Here is a 14,931-nt window from a genome sequence, read left to right as displayed (position 1 = left end):
AGTGAGCTAATTTGAGAATGTTGAAAGACATTATTAATTTTCAGATTATCTCATTCTCAGATTTTCAAATTAAAAAAATGAACATCTACTCATACCACGGGATTCGTCCCATTATAAAGCCCTCCGCCTACATTCATTCGCAGGCAGTCATTATCGGGAATGTTGAAATAGGTGAGGAAGTATATATCGGTCCCAATGCGGTCATTCGCGGTGATTGGGGTAAAATTATTATTAAAGACGGAGCCAATGTACAGGAAAACTGTACCCTTCACGTTTTCCCGAATATAGAAACGATCCTGGAAGAATCTGCACATATCGGACATGGCGCGATTATTCATTCAGGACACATCGGCAAAAACTGCCTGATCGGAATGAATTCCGTTGTAATGGACAAAGCTTATATTGGTGATGAAAGTATTGTAGGAGCATTGGCTTTTGTACCAGCTAATTTCAGATGTGAACCAAGAAAACTGGTGGTAGGAAGCCCTGCAAAAGTGATCCGTGATGTTTCTGATGAAATGATTCACTGGAAAACAGAAGGAACAAAATTATATCAGGAGCTGGCAAGGGAAGGAAAAGAAGCTATTCTTCCTTGTGAGCCTTTTACAGAATATGTTCAGCAGATTCCGACTAAAGTTGTGGATTACAGTATCTGGGATGATATAAAATAGGATGAATTTAATTGCTGATAATCAAACCTAACGGGTTTTTAAAACCCGTTAGGTTTAAATTAATACCAGATTTAAAATGATTAATACAGAAAATTTTGAATTTGAAGGTACCTATCACATTTTCTCTCATGTAAATGGGACTGAAGTTATTTTTCGTGAACCCTCAAATTATCAATTTTTTCTGGAAAAGATAGAAAAGTATATTCTTCCGGTTGCTGATATTTATGCCTACTGTCTGTTACCTAATCATTTTCATTTGTTATTAAGATTTAAGAATTTTGATGATGTGAATAGTGAAAATGAGCATCAGTTTTTAATGAAGAATTTTGGTAATTTATTGAATGCTTATGCTAAAGCTTACAACAAAAAATATAATAGAAAAGGAGCTCTTTTTCTGAATGCGGTAAAAAGAAAGAAAATATCAGATGAGAAATATTTATTGAAAGTTCTCCATTACATCCATAATAATCCGGTTAATCACGGATTTGTAAATAAAATTGACCAATGGAAGCATTCTTCGTATAATTCATATTTAAATCCTGAAAAAGGAAGTAAATTGAATAGAGAAGAAATCATGCCGTATTTTGATTCGGTAGAGGTTTTTAAAAATTATCATCAATCTACTGTTGAATATGACTTTTTAAATTTTGAATAATGGCTAATAATCAAACCTAACGGGTTTCAAAAACCCGTTGGGTTTAACAAAAATAAATATGATTAAAAAAATTGCACTTGCATGCAGCATAATGTTTGCGGTGGCGTGTACGTTATCAGCACAGACTGTTGCTACAAAACCGCTTACCATCGGAGAAGTGAGGACCATTAAGTCCAAAACATTAAATGAAGACAGAACGCTGAATATTTATCTTCCGCAGGGATATGACAAAACAAAATCATATCCGGTAATTTATCTTTTGGATGGAAGTATCAATGAAGATTTTATTCATGTGACAGGATTAGTACAATTCTTTAATCAGATGTATTCCATGCCGGAAACCATTGTGGTGGGAGTTGCTAATGTAGACAGAAAAAGAGATTTTACATTTCACACGGATTTGAAAGACTTACAAAAAGACTATCCTACAACAGGACATTCAGATAAGTTTATTGCATTCGTTGAAAAAGAACTAAAGCCTTACGTGGAAAGTCAGTTTAAAACTACAGATAAATACCTTTTCGGTCAGTCTTTGGGAGGGCTTCTGGCAACGGAAATCCTTTTGAAAAATCCGGAAATGTTTGATAACTATTTTATCATCAGTCCAAGCTTATGGTGGGATGATGAAAGCCTTTTAAAACAGGCTCTACAACTGCTTTCAAAATCTACGGATACTAAAAAGTTTGTCTATGTTTCTGTAGGGAAAGGAGAACATCCGGTGATGGTAAAAGATGCTGAAGCTTTCTATGATGTTTTAAAAAAAGCAGGAAAGAAAAACTGGACATTGGAATATAAAATGATGGAAACAGACAATCACGCAACCATTCTTCACAGAAGTTTATATGAAGGATTGGTGAAAATGTTTCCTTATCAGGAACCGAAATAAAAATAAATGTAACAATATACCAATGTAAAAATGTAACAATAAATCCACAGCAAACAATTATTGGTAAACTGTTACACTTCTACATTGATAAATTAAATATTTTATGGAAAAGTTAAAAAACTATATCTACGGACAATGGGTAGAAGGTACCGGAAACGGAATTCCTTTGTACAATGCCGTTACAGGAGAACAGGTAGCTGTTTCCGATACAGAAGGACTTAATTTTGAACAGGCTCTGGACTACGGAAGAACCGTAGGATATAAAAACCTTTCTTCAATGACTTTCTACGATCGTGGAGAAATGTTGAAAAAAGTAGCACTTTACCTGTTAGAAAGAAAGAAAAAATATTATGATTTATCATACAAAACAGGAGCTACCCACATAGATTCGTGGGTGGACATCGAAGGAGGTTTCGGAACTTTCTTTACCTATTCCGGGTTGGCAAAAAGAATGCTTCCCAATACTTCATTTTGGGTAGATGGCGATACTCAGAAGATTTCTGCCAACGGAACTTTCTTGGGAACCCATATCTTAACGCCAAGTGAAGGGGTTTCTGTACAGATTAACGCTTATAACTTTCCGGTGTGGGGAATGTTGGAAAAATTATCCACTTCCTTGCTGGCGGGTGTTCCTTCTATTGTAAAACCGTCTCCTTTCGGATCTTACCTTACCAATGCGGTATTTCAGGATATGATTGAAAGTGGAGTATTGCCTGAAGGAGCTGTTCAGTTAGTTTGTGGAGAGCCGGGAAATATTCTTGATTATGTTCAGGATGGAGACTCTGTTTTATTTACAGGTTCTGCTCACACGGGAAGAAAATTGAAATCACTTCCTTCTATTGCAGGAAATGCCGTTCGTTTCAATATGGAAGCCGATTCGTTGAATTGTTCTATCCTTGGACTAGAGGCCAAACCGGGAACTCCGGAATTCGATCTATTCATCAAAGAAGTCCGCAACGAAATGACCACGAAGGCAGGACAGAAATGTACAGCGATCAGAAGAATTATTGTTCCTGAACATTTAATCGGTGATGTTCAGAATGCTTTGTCTAAAGCTTTAGATCAGACAAAAATCGGAAACCCATTAAGCAGAGAAACCAAAATGGGATCTTTGGTGGGAAGGCAGCAGTATGAAGAAGTTTTAAGAAAAGTAAATCTATTAAAATCAGAAACAGAACTTGTCTATGACGGAAAACACGAGCTGGTAGATGCCAATTATGAAAATGGGGCATTTATGAGTCCGAAACTATTCCTGAACGACAAACCTTTTGAAAAAAATATCTCTCATGATGTAGAAGCTTTCGGACCGGTATCTACATTGATGCCGTATAAAGATGCTGAAGAAGCAGCTGCACTGGCAAAAAGAGGAAAAGGAAGTCTGGTAGGATCTATCGTTTCTCATGACGAAAACTTTATCGCCGAAACTTCGTGGAAAATGGCCTCTCAGCACGGAAGAATCTTTGTATTGAACAGAGATAACGCTAAAGAAAGCACAGGTCATGGTTCTCCACTTCCGACACTGATGCACGGAGGTCCTGGTAGAGCGGGAGGTGGTGAAGAAATGGGTGGACTTAGCGGTCTTCATTTCTTCTTACAGAAAACAGCTATTCAGGGATCACCGGATGTATTAAAAGCAATCACTAAGATTTATCAGCAGGGAGCAGAGAAAAAATTCTCAGACAAACATCCTTTCCAGAAATATTTTGAGGAAGTAGAAGTAGGAGACTCTTTAGAAACAGCAGGAAGAACAGTTACTGATGCAGACATCGTTAACTTCTCCAATGTTTCATGGGATCATTTTTATGCCCATACAGATGCTACAAGTTTAACAGGTACTATTTTCGATAAAACTGTTGCTCACGGATATTTCATTCTTTCAGCAGCAGCGGGATTATTCGTTTCAGGTAAAAAAGGGCCTGTTATTGCCAATTACGGATTAGAAGAATGTAGTTTCTTCAAGCCTGTATATGCCGGAGATACGATCACTGTTTATCTGACAGCAAAAGAGAAAATCAACAGAGGAGTAAAAGGAAGAAATATTCCTTCAGGTGTTGTAAAATGGCTGGTTGAAGTTGTAAACCAAAGAGATGAGGTAGTTTGCGTGGCAACAATTTTAACACTGGTAGCAAAACAATCTCCTTTCATTGATCTGAATTTGAAAAATGTTCAGAAAATATTGAATGGATTAACGGAAAGTACTCCTGCGCTTTGGGGAAAAATGTCTCCGCAGCAGATGGTTGAGCATTTGGAACAGGCTGTATTGGTAAGTTTTGGAGAACCCGAAGCAGAAAAATGTTTCACTCCTGAAGAAAATCTTGAAAAATGGCAGGATTCTCTTTACAATCACAGAGCAATGCCAAAAGAATTCACAGCTCCCTTCCTTCCTCAGGATGGTTCACTTCCGGAACCCAAACATAAAAATCTGGAAGCAGCAAAACTGTCATTCATGGATAACCTGAAGAAATTTGTGATCTACTACAAGGACAACCCGCAGGCAGAGCACATGAATTACGTTTTCGGAAAACTGAATAAAGAAATGTGGGAACTGATGCACAAAAAGCATTTTACACACCACTTCCAACAATTTGGATTGATTTAATTCAAAATAAAATATAAATTTAGAGTCCCTTCCGGTTTAAACCGAAAGGGACTTTTTAATAACTCCTGCCAAGTTTTGAAACCTTAACATAAGTAATAAAATCAGAAAATTTTTAATCATGAAATCATTAGAAACCTTTTTTAACATTGTCTTTTGGGCTTTTTCAATTTTATTTCTTTTTTCCTGTTCGGGAAATCTAAAACAAGATAAAGACGGCTATTATTCTGAAGAAAAATTTGTTGACAGTCTGAATGTGGGAAGAAAAGGTAAAACTAAAGTAGAGTTTGAAAAATTTAGACATATTAAGAATGGTGATGTATTTGTAACCTTGAATGTTTATGATCTAAAAGATATTTGGGTAGAAAGTAAAGGATCTATGTTTCATACCTGGGAATTAAAAAATACTTTTAAATTTATCAAAGATGGAGTAACGGGTTTAGATGTTCAAATTGGTGATTTTAATAATGATGGCTTTAATGATGTGACGTATCAAAGTGGAATCGCAGGAAGAGGGGGAAATATCGTAATGACTTTATTCGTGTATGAACCGGAAAATAAAAATTTTATCCACATCAAAAATTCAGATAATTATCCAAACCTGAGTTTTAATTCAAAACTAAAGTGTATCAATTCTGTAATTTTAACAGGCTCTATCACAACAGTATTTCTAAAAATTAAAAAAGATTCTCTGGATGAATTTGCACGGGTAGATGTTTCTGATAAAATAGTGGTGGAAGAAAAAGATTCTACAGGCAAGTTTAAGGTTATTGAAGAAAAAGTATTCACAGGAAATGATAAGGATCTTTATAAGGTTTTTAGAAATTATAAGCCTTTAGAATATTAGTCTTATATAAATTGAAATATTCATTATTTCAGTTAGTTATGGTTTTTTGTTTGAAAAATTACTAACTTTAATAGGCGAAATCCGAAAAGCATACAGAGTAGGAGAGAACACCAAAACAAACCACTATGAAAAACTTAAAAAAACTTTCAAGACATGAGTTGAGATCTCTTAAAGGAGCCGGGCCAAACTGGTCTTGTACGCTTAACCCTTGTCCTCCCGGAACATGTTGTCTTCCCGGAAGATGGCCTGATATTGCAAGAGCATGTTATATCTGTGCGGATTCTTAGACTTTTTTAACTTAAAACAATACACAAAGCTGCTACTCCTCGTGATTGGCAGTTTTTTATATTTTTTTCTTAAACTTAAAATATCCGTACATTAAAATGGGTAACGCGAATATCTGAAACAAAAAAACAAGCAATGAAGGGATTCCTTCCAGATGATTTGCATTAGCTTTTATAAGGAGCTGCTTGCCAAGCGGTCCGTTCGAGAATATCAGAATATTAAACAAATTCCAGCCCAGATGAAGACCTATAGGAAGGTACAAAGATTTTGTCTTAGCAAAGGACACTGCGAGCATCCACCCAAAAATAGACGTCATTACAAAAATAATTACCATCTGAAAAGGATTTCCGAATGCACTATAAGAAAACCAGTCGTAGACTCCGAAGCAGACAGCAGATAAAATGCAGGCTTTTGTTGTTCCCCATTTTTCAATAGCAAGATATAGCAAAGCCCCTCTGAAAAGTAATTCTTCAAACAAAACAGACTTTACAATCCACCATAAGCTCATCAATGCTGCAGAAAATGATATTGGCTTATTCAGTATCCAGCTGTTATTGATAAAGGCTGTTGTCAAGATTTGATAAACGCTGCATACTACAGCTGCCAAAAGAAAACCTATGCTCAGGTTAATCAATCTTGCCTGGCTGGGTTTAAATCCTAAAACAGAAAGGTCCTTTTTTGCGATGAACCTCAGGAGAAGCCACGAAATGATAAGCTCAATAATAATTCCAATCATAGGTTAGAAGTTTTAATTGAATAAGTGTTATCTTATTGAAAACGAATATAATAAAAAAACGGATGCGAAAAGTTTCTTTAAAATATTTATCGTTCAAGACTTTAAACCTTGACAGGATGATGATAAAAGGTTTGAGCAACAGGATAATTTTGTTACTTTACAATAAAAATGATTTCATGGATAAAACTTTTGCGGATCATGTGATAGATTTCAACAAAAACCTTAGTTTCACAGGAAATCTTCCTGATGATTTTCAAGTCCTGAATCCTTATCTGGATAATCCTGAGACGTTGAAGGTGATGGAAGAGTTTTATCATAAATTCTACGATGATTCAGCTAAGAGGAAATTCATCATCGGAATCAATCCCAGCCGCCATGGCGCGGGAGTAACTGGAGTTCCGTTTACCGATACAAAAAGACTGGAAAATGTCTGCGGAATCAAAATGAAATCTGCCCGTACCCATGAAGTTTCTTCCGTTTTCATGTATGATATGATTGAAGACTATGGTGGTACTGATCTTTTCTATAAAGATATTTATATCAATTCTCCATTTCCGCTGGCTATTGTAAGAAAAACAAAAAACGGCTGGCTCAATGCCAACTATTATGATGATAAAGAACTCTTCAATTCAGTCAAAGACTTTATGATCGAATCTTTGAAGAAGCATATCAGCCTTAATCTGGATACCTCAGAAGTTTTTGTTCTGGGTAAAAAGAATGCCGAATTCATTTCACAATTAAACAAAGAAACCCAACTCTTTGAGACGATGACCGTTCTGGAGCATCCAAGATATATCCAGCAGTACAAATCAAAAGAAAAACAGCTTTATATAGACAAGTACATTTTAGCTTTGAGAAAATGACAAAATCCCTTCGTTAAAAGGGATTTGTCATTCATGAATTAGAATCTTTGTGGGATATGGAACTTGTAAAATTTCATGATATTAGTTTTTAATGACTTTGGTAGATTCTGTTGCTGTTTTAATAATATAAACTCCTTTTGGAAGCTCTGAAATATTAACCTCATTATTTCCTTTTTGAGTTTGAATAGTTTTCAGCAATTTACCATCCAGGTTGTAGATCTTAGCTTCACTTGCTTTTTCTGTTGTAATAGAAAGAGGTCCGTTGGTTGGATTAGGATAAACAGTCAGGTCTTTTGTTGTGCTTTTAGTTTCCGATGTCCCCAGTACCAGATTACTGTCTTTCACCCAGGTGAAAGCATCCAAACCTACATATCGGAAAGCTCCGTTCGCGGTGATTTGTAACTCATCAATCACAATATTTGAGTAATTCTGACCATTTAAGTTGGTAAGATCAATCAAAGTATATCCATTCGTGCTACCTAAGCTTGTTGCAAATCCGGTTGTTTTTGTTTGGGTAAATTTTGTTACGCCACTTAGTTTTCCGGTTACAGTTAGTGTTCCCGCAACATTAAGATCCAGGTTCAATGCAGAAAGAAACATCCAGAATCTGTTTACTTTAAACAAATTAGATGTGGTTTTGATGCTGAATGATGGCGGAGATTGAGTATTGTTAGAATTATCAATGTATCTGTTATCATTTGCTGTTCCACTCCAGCCGGTTCCCGGGAAATTCCCCTGAATATCAAAAACACTTACATGTGAAATGATATTAAAGATGACTCCATTATCGGTGAAGCTGGTACTTCCGTGCGATTCCGTTTCAAATTGTTCTGTACTGGTCTGCCCGAATGAAAAAATTGAAATGAGCAGACTACAGATTGCTAAAAAAGTAGTGCTTTTCATGATGTTTTGTTTTAAATGTTAGGTTATGGTGTGGATATTAATCCCTTGGCGGATAAATACCTTCAACACAAATGATATAATTTAAGCCTAGGTAAGGAGGCATATTATTCAGCGGTAAGCCTTGTCCTGTATAAGAAATACTTAACGGATTGATAGTTGTATCAGGGTTGGCATCATTCACGAAACTCGGTACTGCATTGAAATCTCTTCCCACTTGCGTTCCTGAAATGGCAATTGTTGAGGTAGCTGTAGGAGTAGATGAATTGGCATTCTTATTCGCTACTTTAAGCTGAAATCCGGCTCCTATACTTGGGAGGTTCGATGATAAAAGAGTATTTTGTGTTGTACCGGATACGATTCCCAAAGGATAACTTTCGCCGGAGTTTACATTCCCTGCTCCCAAAGCCATACGTCCTTTTAAGTTAGGCAGGGCAAAAGTAGTGATACCGTCTCCACCGTACGTTGTTCCTAAAATAGAAAATAAAGCAGAATTTCTTGAGATGCTTATTAAACTTCCATCACAAAACATCCAGCCTCTAGGTGCGAAATTTCCTGCAAATAATTTTACGATTCCAATGTACTCGTCCATGATAATATGTTTTTAGTTTTTTAGATTTCTTACTCTTTTTACAGGCTTTTCAGATTCCGCCTTTTGGTTATTAATTCTTAGTTCAAAGGAACAATTAATAAAAGGCAGGTACTAGAGTAGAAAATACCAAATTAAAAACTCCGTATTTCTACGTAATAATGTCTTGAATTTTGCGGATTCGGAAAAGAAAATTTATACTTTAAGTTTCTCTGAACGAGCTGTATTTCGTATTTTTGTAAGAATCCAATAAAAATAAAAATGAGCGAATTTGTAGCATCAGAAATTAAAAATAATATTGCCGAAATCAGTTTCGGAACACCTAAAAGTAATTCTCTTCCAGGAGCAATTTTGGAAAAACTGGCAGAAACTATCCTTGAAGAAGGGGCAAAAGAAGAAGTGAAAGCTATTTTAGTGAAAAGTGCCGGTGAGAAGGCTTTCTGTGCAGGAGCAAGTTTTGACGAGCTCTTAGCCATTGAGGAACTTGAAGCTTCCACACAATTTTTCGGAGGTTTTGCCAAAGTTTTAAATGCAATGAGAAACTGTGGGAAAATTGTTGTGGTAAGAGTACAGGGAAAAACTACCGGCGGAGGAGTAGGGATTGCCTGCGGGGCAGATTATTGTTTTGCTACTAAAGACTCAGCTCTTGCACTTACAGAAATCAATCTTGGAATAGGCCCTTTTGTAATTGGCCCTTATGTTGAAAGAAAAATAGGTAAGTCACAATTCTCCGCTATGGCCATTGATGCAGACTTCAGATCTGCTGAATGGGCTGAACAGCATAATATTTATCATTCGGTTTCAGATACTATTGAAGAAATGGATGAAAAGCTGGAGAAATTTTTGCAGACTTTAGCATCCAGAAGCAGTGATGCTTTAGCATTAATTAAAAAAGTTTCATGGGAAGGAACAGATCATTTCAATGAATTGATGCCGGCAAGAATTCACATGAGTGCAAGTCTTATTCTTGAAGATTCTGCAAAGAAAAATATTGAGTCTATTAAAGAAAGGTTAAGGGCTAAATAAGGTATAAAAATAAAGGATTTTAATCCAAAAGCTATCCGTAGAAATTTTTGTTTTTACGGATTTTTTGTGCATTATTATATGTCAGGATACAAGTTTTAGCTTTTCCGCTGCTTATAAAACAATTAATATATCGTTATGAGAATTATTTCCAGAATTTTAAAAAAAACTTGGAAGATTGAAAATAAATCATAACTTTGTAATTCAAAGTTCTTTTTATGGATTCAAAAAACTATCACGAAGACTTATCGCATATCCGTTCTATGATGGAGCGGTCCTCCAGATTTATTTCGCTAAGTGGTTTATCAGGAGTTGTTGCGGGTTTAACGGCTATTATCGGTGCTGTATATGTGTACTGCGTTTTTCAGAGGGAAGGAATCAGTTATTTTGATGGGGACAGAAATATTCTGGGACCTGCCTTGGTTAAAGAGCTTGTCCTGATTGGTATTGTTATTCTGGTAATTGCAATCCTCAGCGGTTATCTTTTTACAGCTCATAAAAGTAAAAAGAAAGGTTTGAAGATCTGGGATGCTACAACAAAGAGACTTTTGGTTACCTTTGCAGTGCCTTTGGCAGCAGGTGGTGTCTTTTGCCTTGCGCTTCTTTATCATCATCTTTTTGTTTTCATTGCTCCGGCTACGCTTATTTTTTATGGATTGGCTCTGGTAGCCGCAGAACGATATACATTAACGGATGTAAAGTATTTAGGATATCTTGAGATTATTTTGGGACTTATTTCTTTGTTCTTTTTAGGATGGGGATTGCTGTTCTGGGCCATTGGTTTTGGTGTTCTGCATATTGTGTATGGATTGATCATGCATAAGAAGTATAAATAATGAATGAGATGTGGTTTTGCTATTGAGTAGTGAAAATCGGAATAATAATCAAGCATATTGCATTTTAGCAGTGTTTCAGAATAAAGATAAAGTAAAATGATCAAAATAAATCAGCTCAATAAAGAATTCGAAAGCCGTGTAAGACTGGGGATAATGTCCGTTCTTATGGTTAACGACTGGGTTGATTTTTCTGAAATGAAAAGCCTGCTCGAAATTACAGACGGAAATCTTGCCAGCCACAGCAATGCGCTGGAAAAAGCAGGCTATATCGAAGTAAAGAAAGAATTTGTCGGGAAGAAACCTAAAACGTCTTATCGTGTTACACAGAGCGGAAGGCAGGCGTTTAATGAGCATTTAGATGCACTGGAAAAATTATTGGGGCGATAGTCCTATATTTTTTTGAAAATTAACTTTGAATTACAAAGTACTTTATATGTTTAAATTAAATAAAATGATGACACAGAAACAAAAAACAATCGCCATTTATGCCCTTCCATTGGCTTTACTCAGTATTCCCTTGGTTGGCAATCTGTTTTCTAAGGAAGTGAACTGGTCAGGAGCAGATTTTCTTATTGCGGGAGCTTTGCTTTTTACAACCGCTTTTCTGATCAATATGGTTAGAAATAAAATCAAAAAGCAAAGTCAGAGAATGATGATCTGCATTCTCATATTGCTGGCTCTGGTACTTATCTGGGGCGAATTAGCAGTAGGAATCTTCGGAAGCCCGTTTGCGGGAAGCTGATCAGCCTTCTTTATTTAAACCTTGAAATAATGGAAGATCAAAAAATTATATACTTCGGAAGATTCATATTCGGATTATTCTTTTTAGCCGGAAATATCTGTCTTTTCGGATACATTCTAACAAAAGAATATTGGTTTGCAGACTCAGGATTTTTACTGATTACTTATGGAACTGTATTCAATGTTATTGTCCTATCAGTTTTGTTGATATATGCTGCTGCAGACCGGTCTGCAAGTAAAGCCTGTTTACAGTCGGCGGGGTTAATTCTGATCAATATACCCATAGCTATACTTTATACCATAATAGGATGCAATCTTGTTATTTTTAATTAATTCACTATGAAAAAAATACGTGTTCAGTTTCTGCTTTTTGTATACGATAAAACTCAAAAATTATACAGAAAATATTTCAAAAAGAAAAAAAGACAGTGGCAGTTCAATGAAAAACAACTGCTGGAGTTTCAGGAAGATTCTTTAGGCCGAAAACTGGGAGAATTTTACAGAAAACACGGTTTTTCGATGATCCCCAAAATGGAAAATCATGATGTACACCATCTGATTACCGGTTGTGGAACGAGCTTCGAAGATGAAATTGCCATGCAGTATCTGCTCCTTGGAAACGGTAAACTCAATGCACATCTGTTGGCTGCAATCGTATTGGGAACAATTATACTGCCTGAGTATGCGAAAATTTATATCAAAGCGTATAAAAAGGGACAAAATATGAGAGCCTTTCATTACTGGGATTTTGAAGAGCTGCTATGGCAGAATTATGAGCATGTGAAAGATTTTATTCAACAGAAAGAAACGATAGTTCTTCATTAAAATTAAAAATAATGGAAAAAATAAAATTCAGCCCACTAGGGGAGAAGACATTTTTAATCTCCTTTTTGCTGGGTACCTCTTTGCTGCTTTTATTTTGGATCACAAGAGCTGAATTTCTGATCATATTTGGGTTTTATTACGTTGTGATTGCTGCTGTAACGAACCTGTTGATCACTTTATATGAGTTGATGGAATTCCTGAGTGATATTTCCGAAAAGAAAAGAAACGGAAACTCTGTCCTTCTATTGCTGCTCAATATCCCTGTTACTTTTCTATACCTCACCCTATTCTTTAATTTTTGCTAATCTCTATCTCTGTAAATTAAATCTTTCAATTCTTTCAATCTTTTAAATAATTAACCTCATGAAAACACATCATTATATATTTCTTACAGCCATTCTCTTTGTCATCGTTTTTTATGATCAGGAGCTGGGGCTTAATCTTGGAATTCTTGGAATTGTCTACGCATTATTAACACTTTTCAGAACACCTGCAAAAAATAAAACAGGAATACTATATGGCCTTTTTGCAACAAGTATTCTATCCAGCATTGCATTTGCCTGGTTTGGAGATTTTACATCCTTTATTGCAGTGGTGAGCTCGTTGCTTTTGCTGGGATATAAATCAAAGAACAGAAGGCTGAAGATTCTCTTTTTAATACCGGTTTTTATTGTGAATAGCTGTACTTCCTTCTGTCGTTTTTTTAGCTTTGATGAGTGGCTGCCTAAGAAAAATTTTTCAGGATTTTGGCAAAAGACATTGGCTTTCTTTTTGATTCCGCTGGTGCTGGTTTCTGTTTTCTTTGGAATATATTCTGCAGGAAGCGACCATTTTGCAGCCCTTTTCACAGATTATGAGCTGGATATTAATCTATGGCAGGTATTCTGTCTCTCTGTGCTGGGATTCTTTATTGCCTTTAATTACTGGAATTATGCAGTGGAAAAGTTGATCTATAAAAACAATCATGTTCTGGATAACGAGTTCCGCAAAGAATCCCGGATTCCCGAAGCTACTTATTCCTTTCTTGATCTTGATGCAGAAAGAATAAGCGGAATTATTTCTTTTGTCTTGCTGAATGTTTTATTGGTATTCTTTATTATTACCTATAATTATGAACAGTTTTATGAAGCTGTAAAAACACCTGTTCAGCTTTCAGAAGAAACCCATGAGAGAGTAAACGCCGTTATTATGTCTATTGTCATGGCAATTCTTGTGATTATGTTTTATTTTAAATCAGGATTTAATTTTGATCCGAAAGCAGGTTCACTGAAAGTATTAGCCAAAATATGGATTTTCCTTAATGCTGTTCTTGTTATTTCCGCAGCCCTTAAAAATTATGAGTATATTGTTTATTATGCATTTACCTATAAAAGACTAGGTGTATTTGCTTTCCTGCTTTTATCACTGATCGGCCTTGTTCTGACTTATGTTAAAATTCAAAAGCAAAAAAGAAATATTTTCCTTGTTAATACAATGATCTGGTATTTTTATGGAACTGTCCTTGTGTGCAGTTACTTCAACTGGGGTGGTTTTATTACTTCCCAGAATATGAAACGAAAGGATTTTGCGGTCAACTATCATGTAACGTCTATCAACTTTAGTGAAAAAGCACTTCTGAAATATGCGGATGAAAAAAATGATGAGAAACTTAAAAAGACCTTGCAGGATAAGGTGAAAAACGAAACATCCAAAAACTTTCTTTCAAAGATTTTATATTATCAGACTATAAAATAAAAGATCATGAAAAACTTTGTAGAACCCTCAAAATTTAAAATTAATGTATTGTTGATAATGATGACCATATTCTGTTTCAGTCTTTCTGCTTTTAGATACTATATCAGTGATACAAAAGTGTTTTTGTTTCTCAACTGGAACCTCTTTCTGGCGTGGATTCCTTTATTATTAAGTTCTTTTGTTCTTGCTTTTAATATCAGAAGTAAAATCTCGCTGGTCTTTATTATTATAATCTGGATTTTGTTCTTTCCCAATTCTCCCTACATCCTGACAGATCTTTTTCATCTCAGAGCAAGAAATTCAATCCCGGTCTGGTATGATCTCATTGTGATTCTTTCTTATGCATGGACCGGCCTGATCTGCGGATTTATTAGCCTTAATGATATTGAAAAAAAACTTTCTTATTACGGGAAAAAAAAATAGTATCAATGGAATTATTGTATTTTTTCTTTTCATGAGCAGCTTTGGAGTTTATCTTGGCCGTTTTCTGAGATGGAACAGCTGGGATGTACTTAATAATCCTTTCGGCCTGTTCTCTGATATTGTAGTGAGATTTATTTATCCGATGGAATATACCAAAACATGGGGTGTTACTCTTTTGATGGGAATTATGCTCAACTTTATGTACTTTACATTTAAATGGTCGGGCATCAGTGAAGAAAAAGAATTGCGGCCGGGAAGCAAATCATTAAACGGATTGGAACAGTTTTAGCATTTAAATGAGCTCAGCATAATTAATGTTGA

Annotated in this window: 20 protein-coding genes; 17 read left to right on the top strand and 3 right to left on the bottom strand. The window is 35.6% G+C overall.

Annotated features, from left to right (window positions below; genetic code table 11):
• The first annotated feature begins 77 nt into the window (after window positions 1-77).
• From AB1278_RS20760 to AB1278_RS20735, 6 genes are all read left to right on the top strand, one after another.
• Window positions 78-671 (top strand): transferase hexapeptide repeat family protein, encoded by a 594-nt coding sequence (locus tag AB1278_RS20760; protein ID WP_202840501.1) that lies wholly within the window; start codon window positions 78-80, stop codon window positions 669-671.
• A gap of 76 nt (window positions 672-747) precedes the next feature.
• A complete protein-coding gene (locus AB1278_RS20755) occupies window positions 748-1,326 on the top strand; it encodes a transposase (RefSeq protein WP_202840503.1) in 579 nt (192 codons plus the stop codon).
• A gap of 58 nt (window positions 1,327-1,384) precedes the next feature.
• Window positions 1,385-2,212 (top strand): alpha/beta hydrolase, encoded by an 828-nt coding sequence (locus tag AB1278_RS20750; protein ID WP_202840505.1) that lies wholly within the window; start codon window positions 1,385-1,387, stop codon window positions 2,210-2,212.
• Window positions 2,213-2,315: 103 nt separating this feature from the next.
• Entirely contained in the window at window positions 2,316-4,811 is a 2,496-nt protein-coding gene (gene paaZ / locus AB1278_RS20745) for a phenylacetic acid degradation bifunctional protein PaaZ (protein WP_429816752.1), read from the top strand.
• A 118-nt stretch (window positions 4,812-4,929) separates the two neighbouring features.
• Complete coding sequence (locus AB1278_RS20740; protein WP_411414637.1) at window positions 4,930-5,655, top strand: XAC2610-related protein; 726 nt, start codon at window positions 4,930-4,932, stop codon at window positions 5,653-5,655.
• 125 nt (window positions 5,656-5,780) lie between these two features.
• A complete protein-coding gene (locus AB1278_RS20735) occupies window positions 5,781-5,942 on the top strand; it encodes a bacteriocin-like protein (protein WP_429816749.1) in 162 nt (53 codons plus the stop codon).
• A 56-nt stretch (window positions 5,943-5,998) separates the two neighbouring features.
• On the opposite strand, the gene AB1278_RS20730 is transcribed toward AB1278_RS20735, so the two are convergent.
• On the bottom strand, window positions 5,999-6,676 hold the full coding sequence (locus AB1278_RS20730) for a CPBP family intramembrane glutamic endopeptidase (RefSeq protein WP_429816746.1): 678 nt from the start codon (window positions 6,674-6,676) through the stop codon (window positions 5,999-6,001).
• A gap of 176 nt (window positions 6,677-6,852) precedes the next feature.
• On the opposite strand from AB1278_RS20730, the gene AB1278_RS20725 reads away from it, so the two are divergent.
• Complete coding sequence (locus AB1278_RS20725; RefSeq protein ID WP_202840510.1) at window positions 6,853-7,539, top strand: SMUG2 DNA glycosylase family protein; 687 nt, start codon at window positions 6,853-6,855, stop codon at window positions 7,537-7,539.
• An 81-nt stretch (window positions 7,540-7,620) separates the two neighbouring features.
• Here AB1278_RS20725 and AB1278_RS20720 read toward each other — a convergent pair whose 3' ends face one another.
• Window positions 7,621-8,442: a T9SS type A sorting domain-containing protein gene (locus tag AB1278_RS20720; RefSeq protein ID WP_429816743.1), complete on the bottom strand. Its 822-nt coding sequence runs from the start codon at window positions 8,440-8,442 to the stop codon at window positions 7,621-7,623.
• Window positions 8,443-8,479: 37 nt separating this feature from the next.
• On the bottom strand, window positions 8,480-9,031 hold the full coding sequence (locus AB1278_RS20715) for a phage tail protein (RefSeq protein WP_110010685.1): 552 nt from the start codon (window positions 9,029-9,031) through the stop codon (window positions 8,480-8,482).
• Window positions 9,032-9,289: 258 nt separating this feature from the next.
• On the opposite strand from AB1278_RS20715, the gene AB1278_RS20710 reads away from it, so the two are divergent.
• From AB1278_RS20710 to AB1278_RS20665, 10 genes are all read left to right on the top strand, one after another.
• Window positions 9,290-10,054 (top strand): enoyl-CoA hydratase/isomerase family protein, encoded by a 765-nt coding sequence (locus AB1278_RS20710; protein WP_202840513.1) that lies wholly within the window; start codon window positions 9,290-9,292, stop codon window positions 10,052-10,054.
• Window positions 10,055-10,269: 215 nt separating this feature from the next.
• Window positions 10,270-10,887 (top strand): hypothetical protein, encoded by a 618-nt coding sequence (locus tag AB1278_RS20705; RefSeq protein WP_202840515.1) that lies wholly within the window; start codon window positions 10,270-10,272, stop codon window positions 10,885-10,887.
• Between the two features lie 96 nt (window positions 10,888-10,983).
• A complete protein-coding gene (locus AB1278_RS20700; protein ID WP_110010688.1) occupies window positions 10,984-11,274 on the top strand; it encodes a winged helix-turn-helix domain-containing protein in 291 nt (96 codons plus the stop codon).
• A 64-nt stretch (window positions 11,275-11,338) separates the two neighbouring features.
• The gene (locus AB1278_RS20695) at window positions 11,339-11,629 is read left to right on the top strand and encodes a hypothetical protein (protein ID WP_343641177.1); all 291 of its coding nucleotides are present in this window, start codon (window positions 11,339-11,341) and stop codon (window positions 11,627-11,629) included.
• 29 nt (window positions 11,630-11,658) lie between these two features.
• A complete protein-coding gene (locus AB1278_RS20690; protein WP_429816737.1) occupies window positions 11,659-11,961 on the top strand; it encodes a hypothetical protein in 303 nt (100 codons plus the stop codon).
• A gap of 6 nt (window positions 11,962-11,967) precedes the next feature.
• Entirely contained in the window at window positions 11,968-12,453 is a 486-nt protein-coding gene (locus AB1278_RS20685; protein WP_343641181.1) for a Coq4 family protein, read from the top strand.
• Window positions 12,454-12,464: 11 nt separating this feature from the next.
• Window positions 12,465-12,758: a hypothetical protein gene (locus AB1278_RS20680; RefSeq protein ID WP_343641183.1), complete on the top strand. Its 294-nt coding sequence runs from the start codon at window positions 12,465-12,467 to the stop codon at window positions 12,756-12,758.
• Window positions 12,759-12,816: 58 nt separating this feature from the next.
• Window positions 12,817-14,187 (top strand): DUF4153 domain-containing protein, encoded by a 1,371-nt coding sequence (locus AB1278_RS20675; RefSeq protein ID WP_429816733.1) that lies wholly within the window; start codon window positions 12,817-12,819, stop codon window positions 14,185-14,187.
• A gap of 6 nt (window positions 14,188-14,193) precedes the next feature.
• Window positions 14,194-14,610 carry a DUF1361 domain-containing protein gene (locus tag AB1278_RS20670; protein ID WP_429816730.1) on the top strand — a complete coding sequence of 139 codons (417 nt, stop codon included), beginning with the start codon at window positions 14,194-14,196 and terminating at the stop codon, window positions 14,608-14,610.
• Window positions 14,611-14,641: 31 nt separating this feature from the next.
• Window positions 14,642-14,899 (top strand): DUF1361 domain-containing protein, encoded by a 258-nt coding sequence (locus AB1278_RS20665; RefSeq protein WP_429816728.1) that lies wholly within the window; start codon window positions 14,642-14,644, stop codon window positions 14,897-14,899.
• Window positions 14,900-14,931: the final 32 nt, after the last annotated feature.

Origin of the sequence: Chryseobacterium sp. NRRL B-14798, from assembly GCF_050470705.1 — a bacterium.
GTDB lineage: Bacteria > Bacteroidota > Bacteroidia > Flavobacteriales > Weeksellaceae > Chryseobacterium > Chryseobacterium cupriresistens.
Note: the sequence above shows the minus strand (reverse complement) of the source record. Positions and strands in the feature narration are given on the sequence as shown.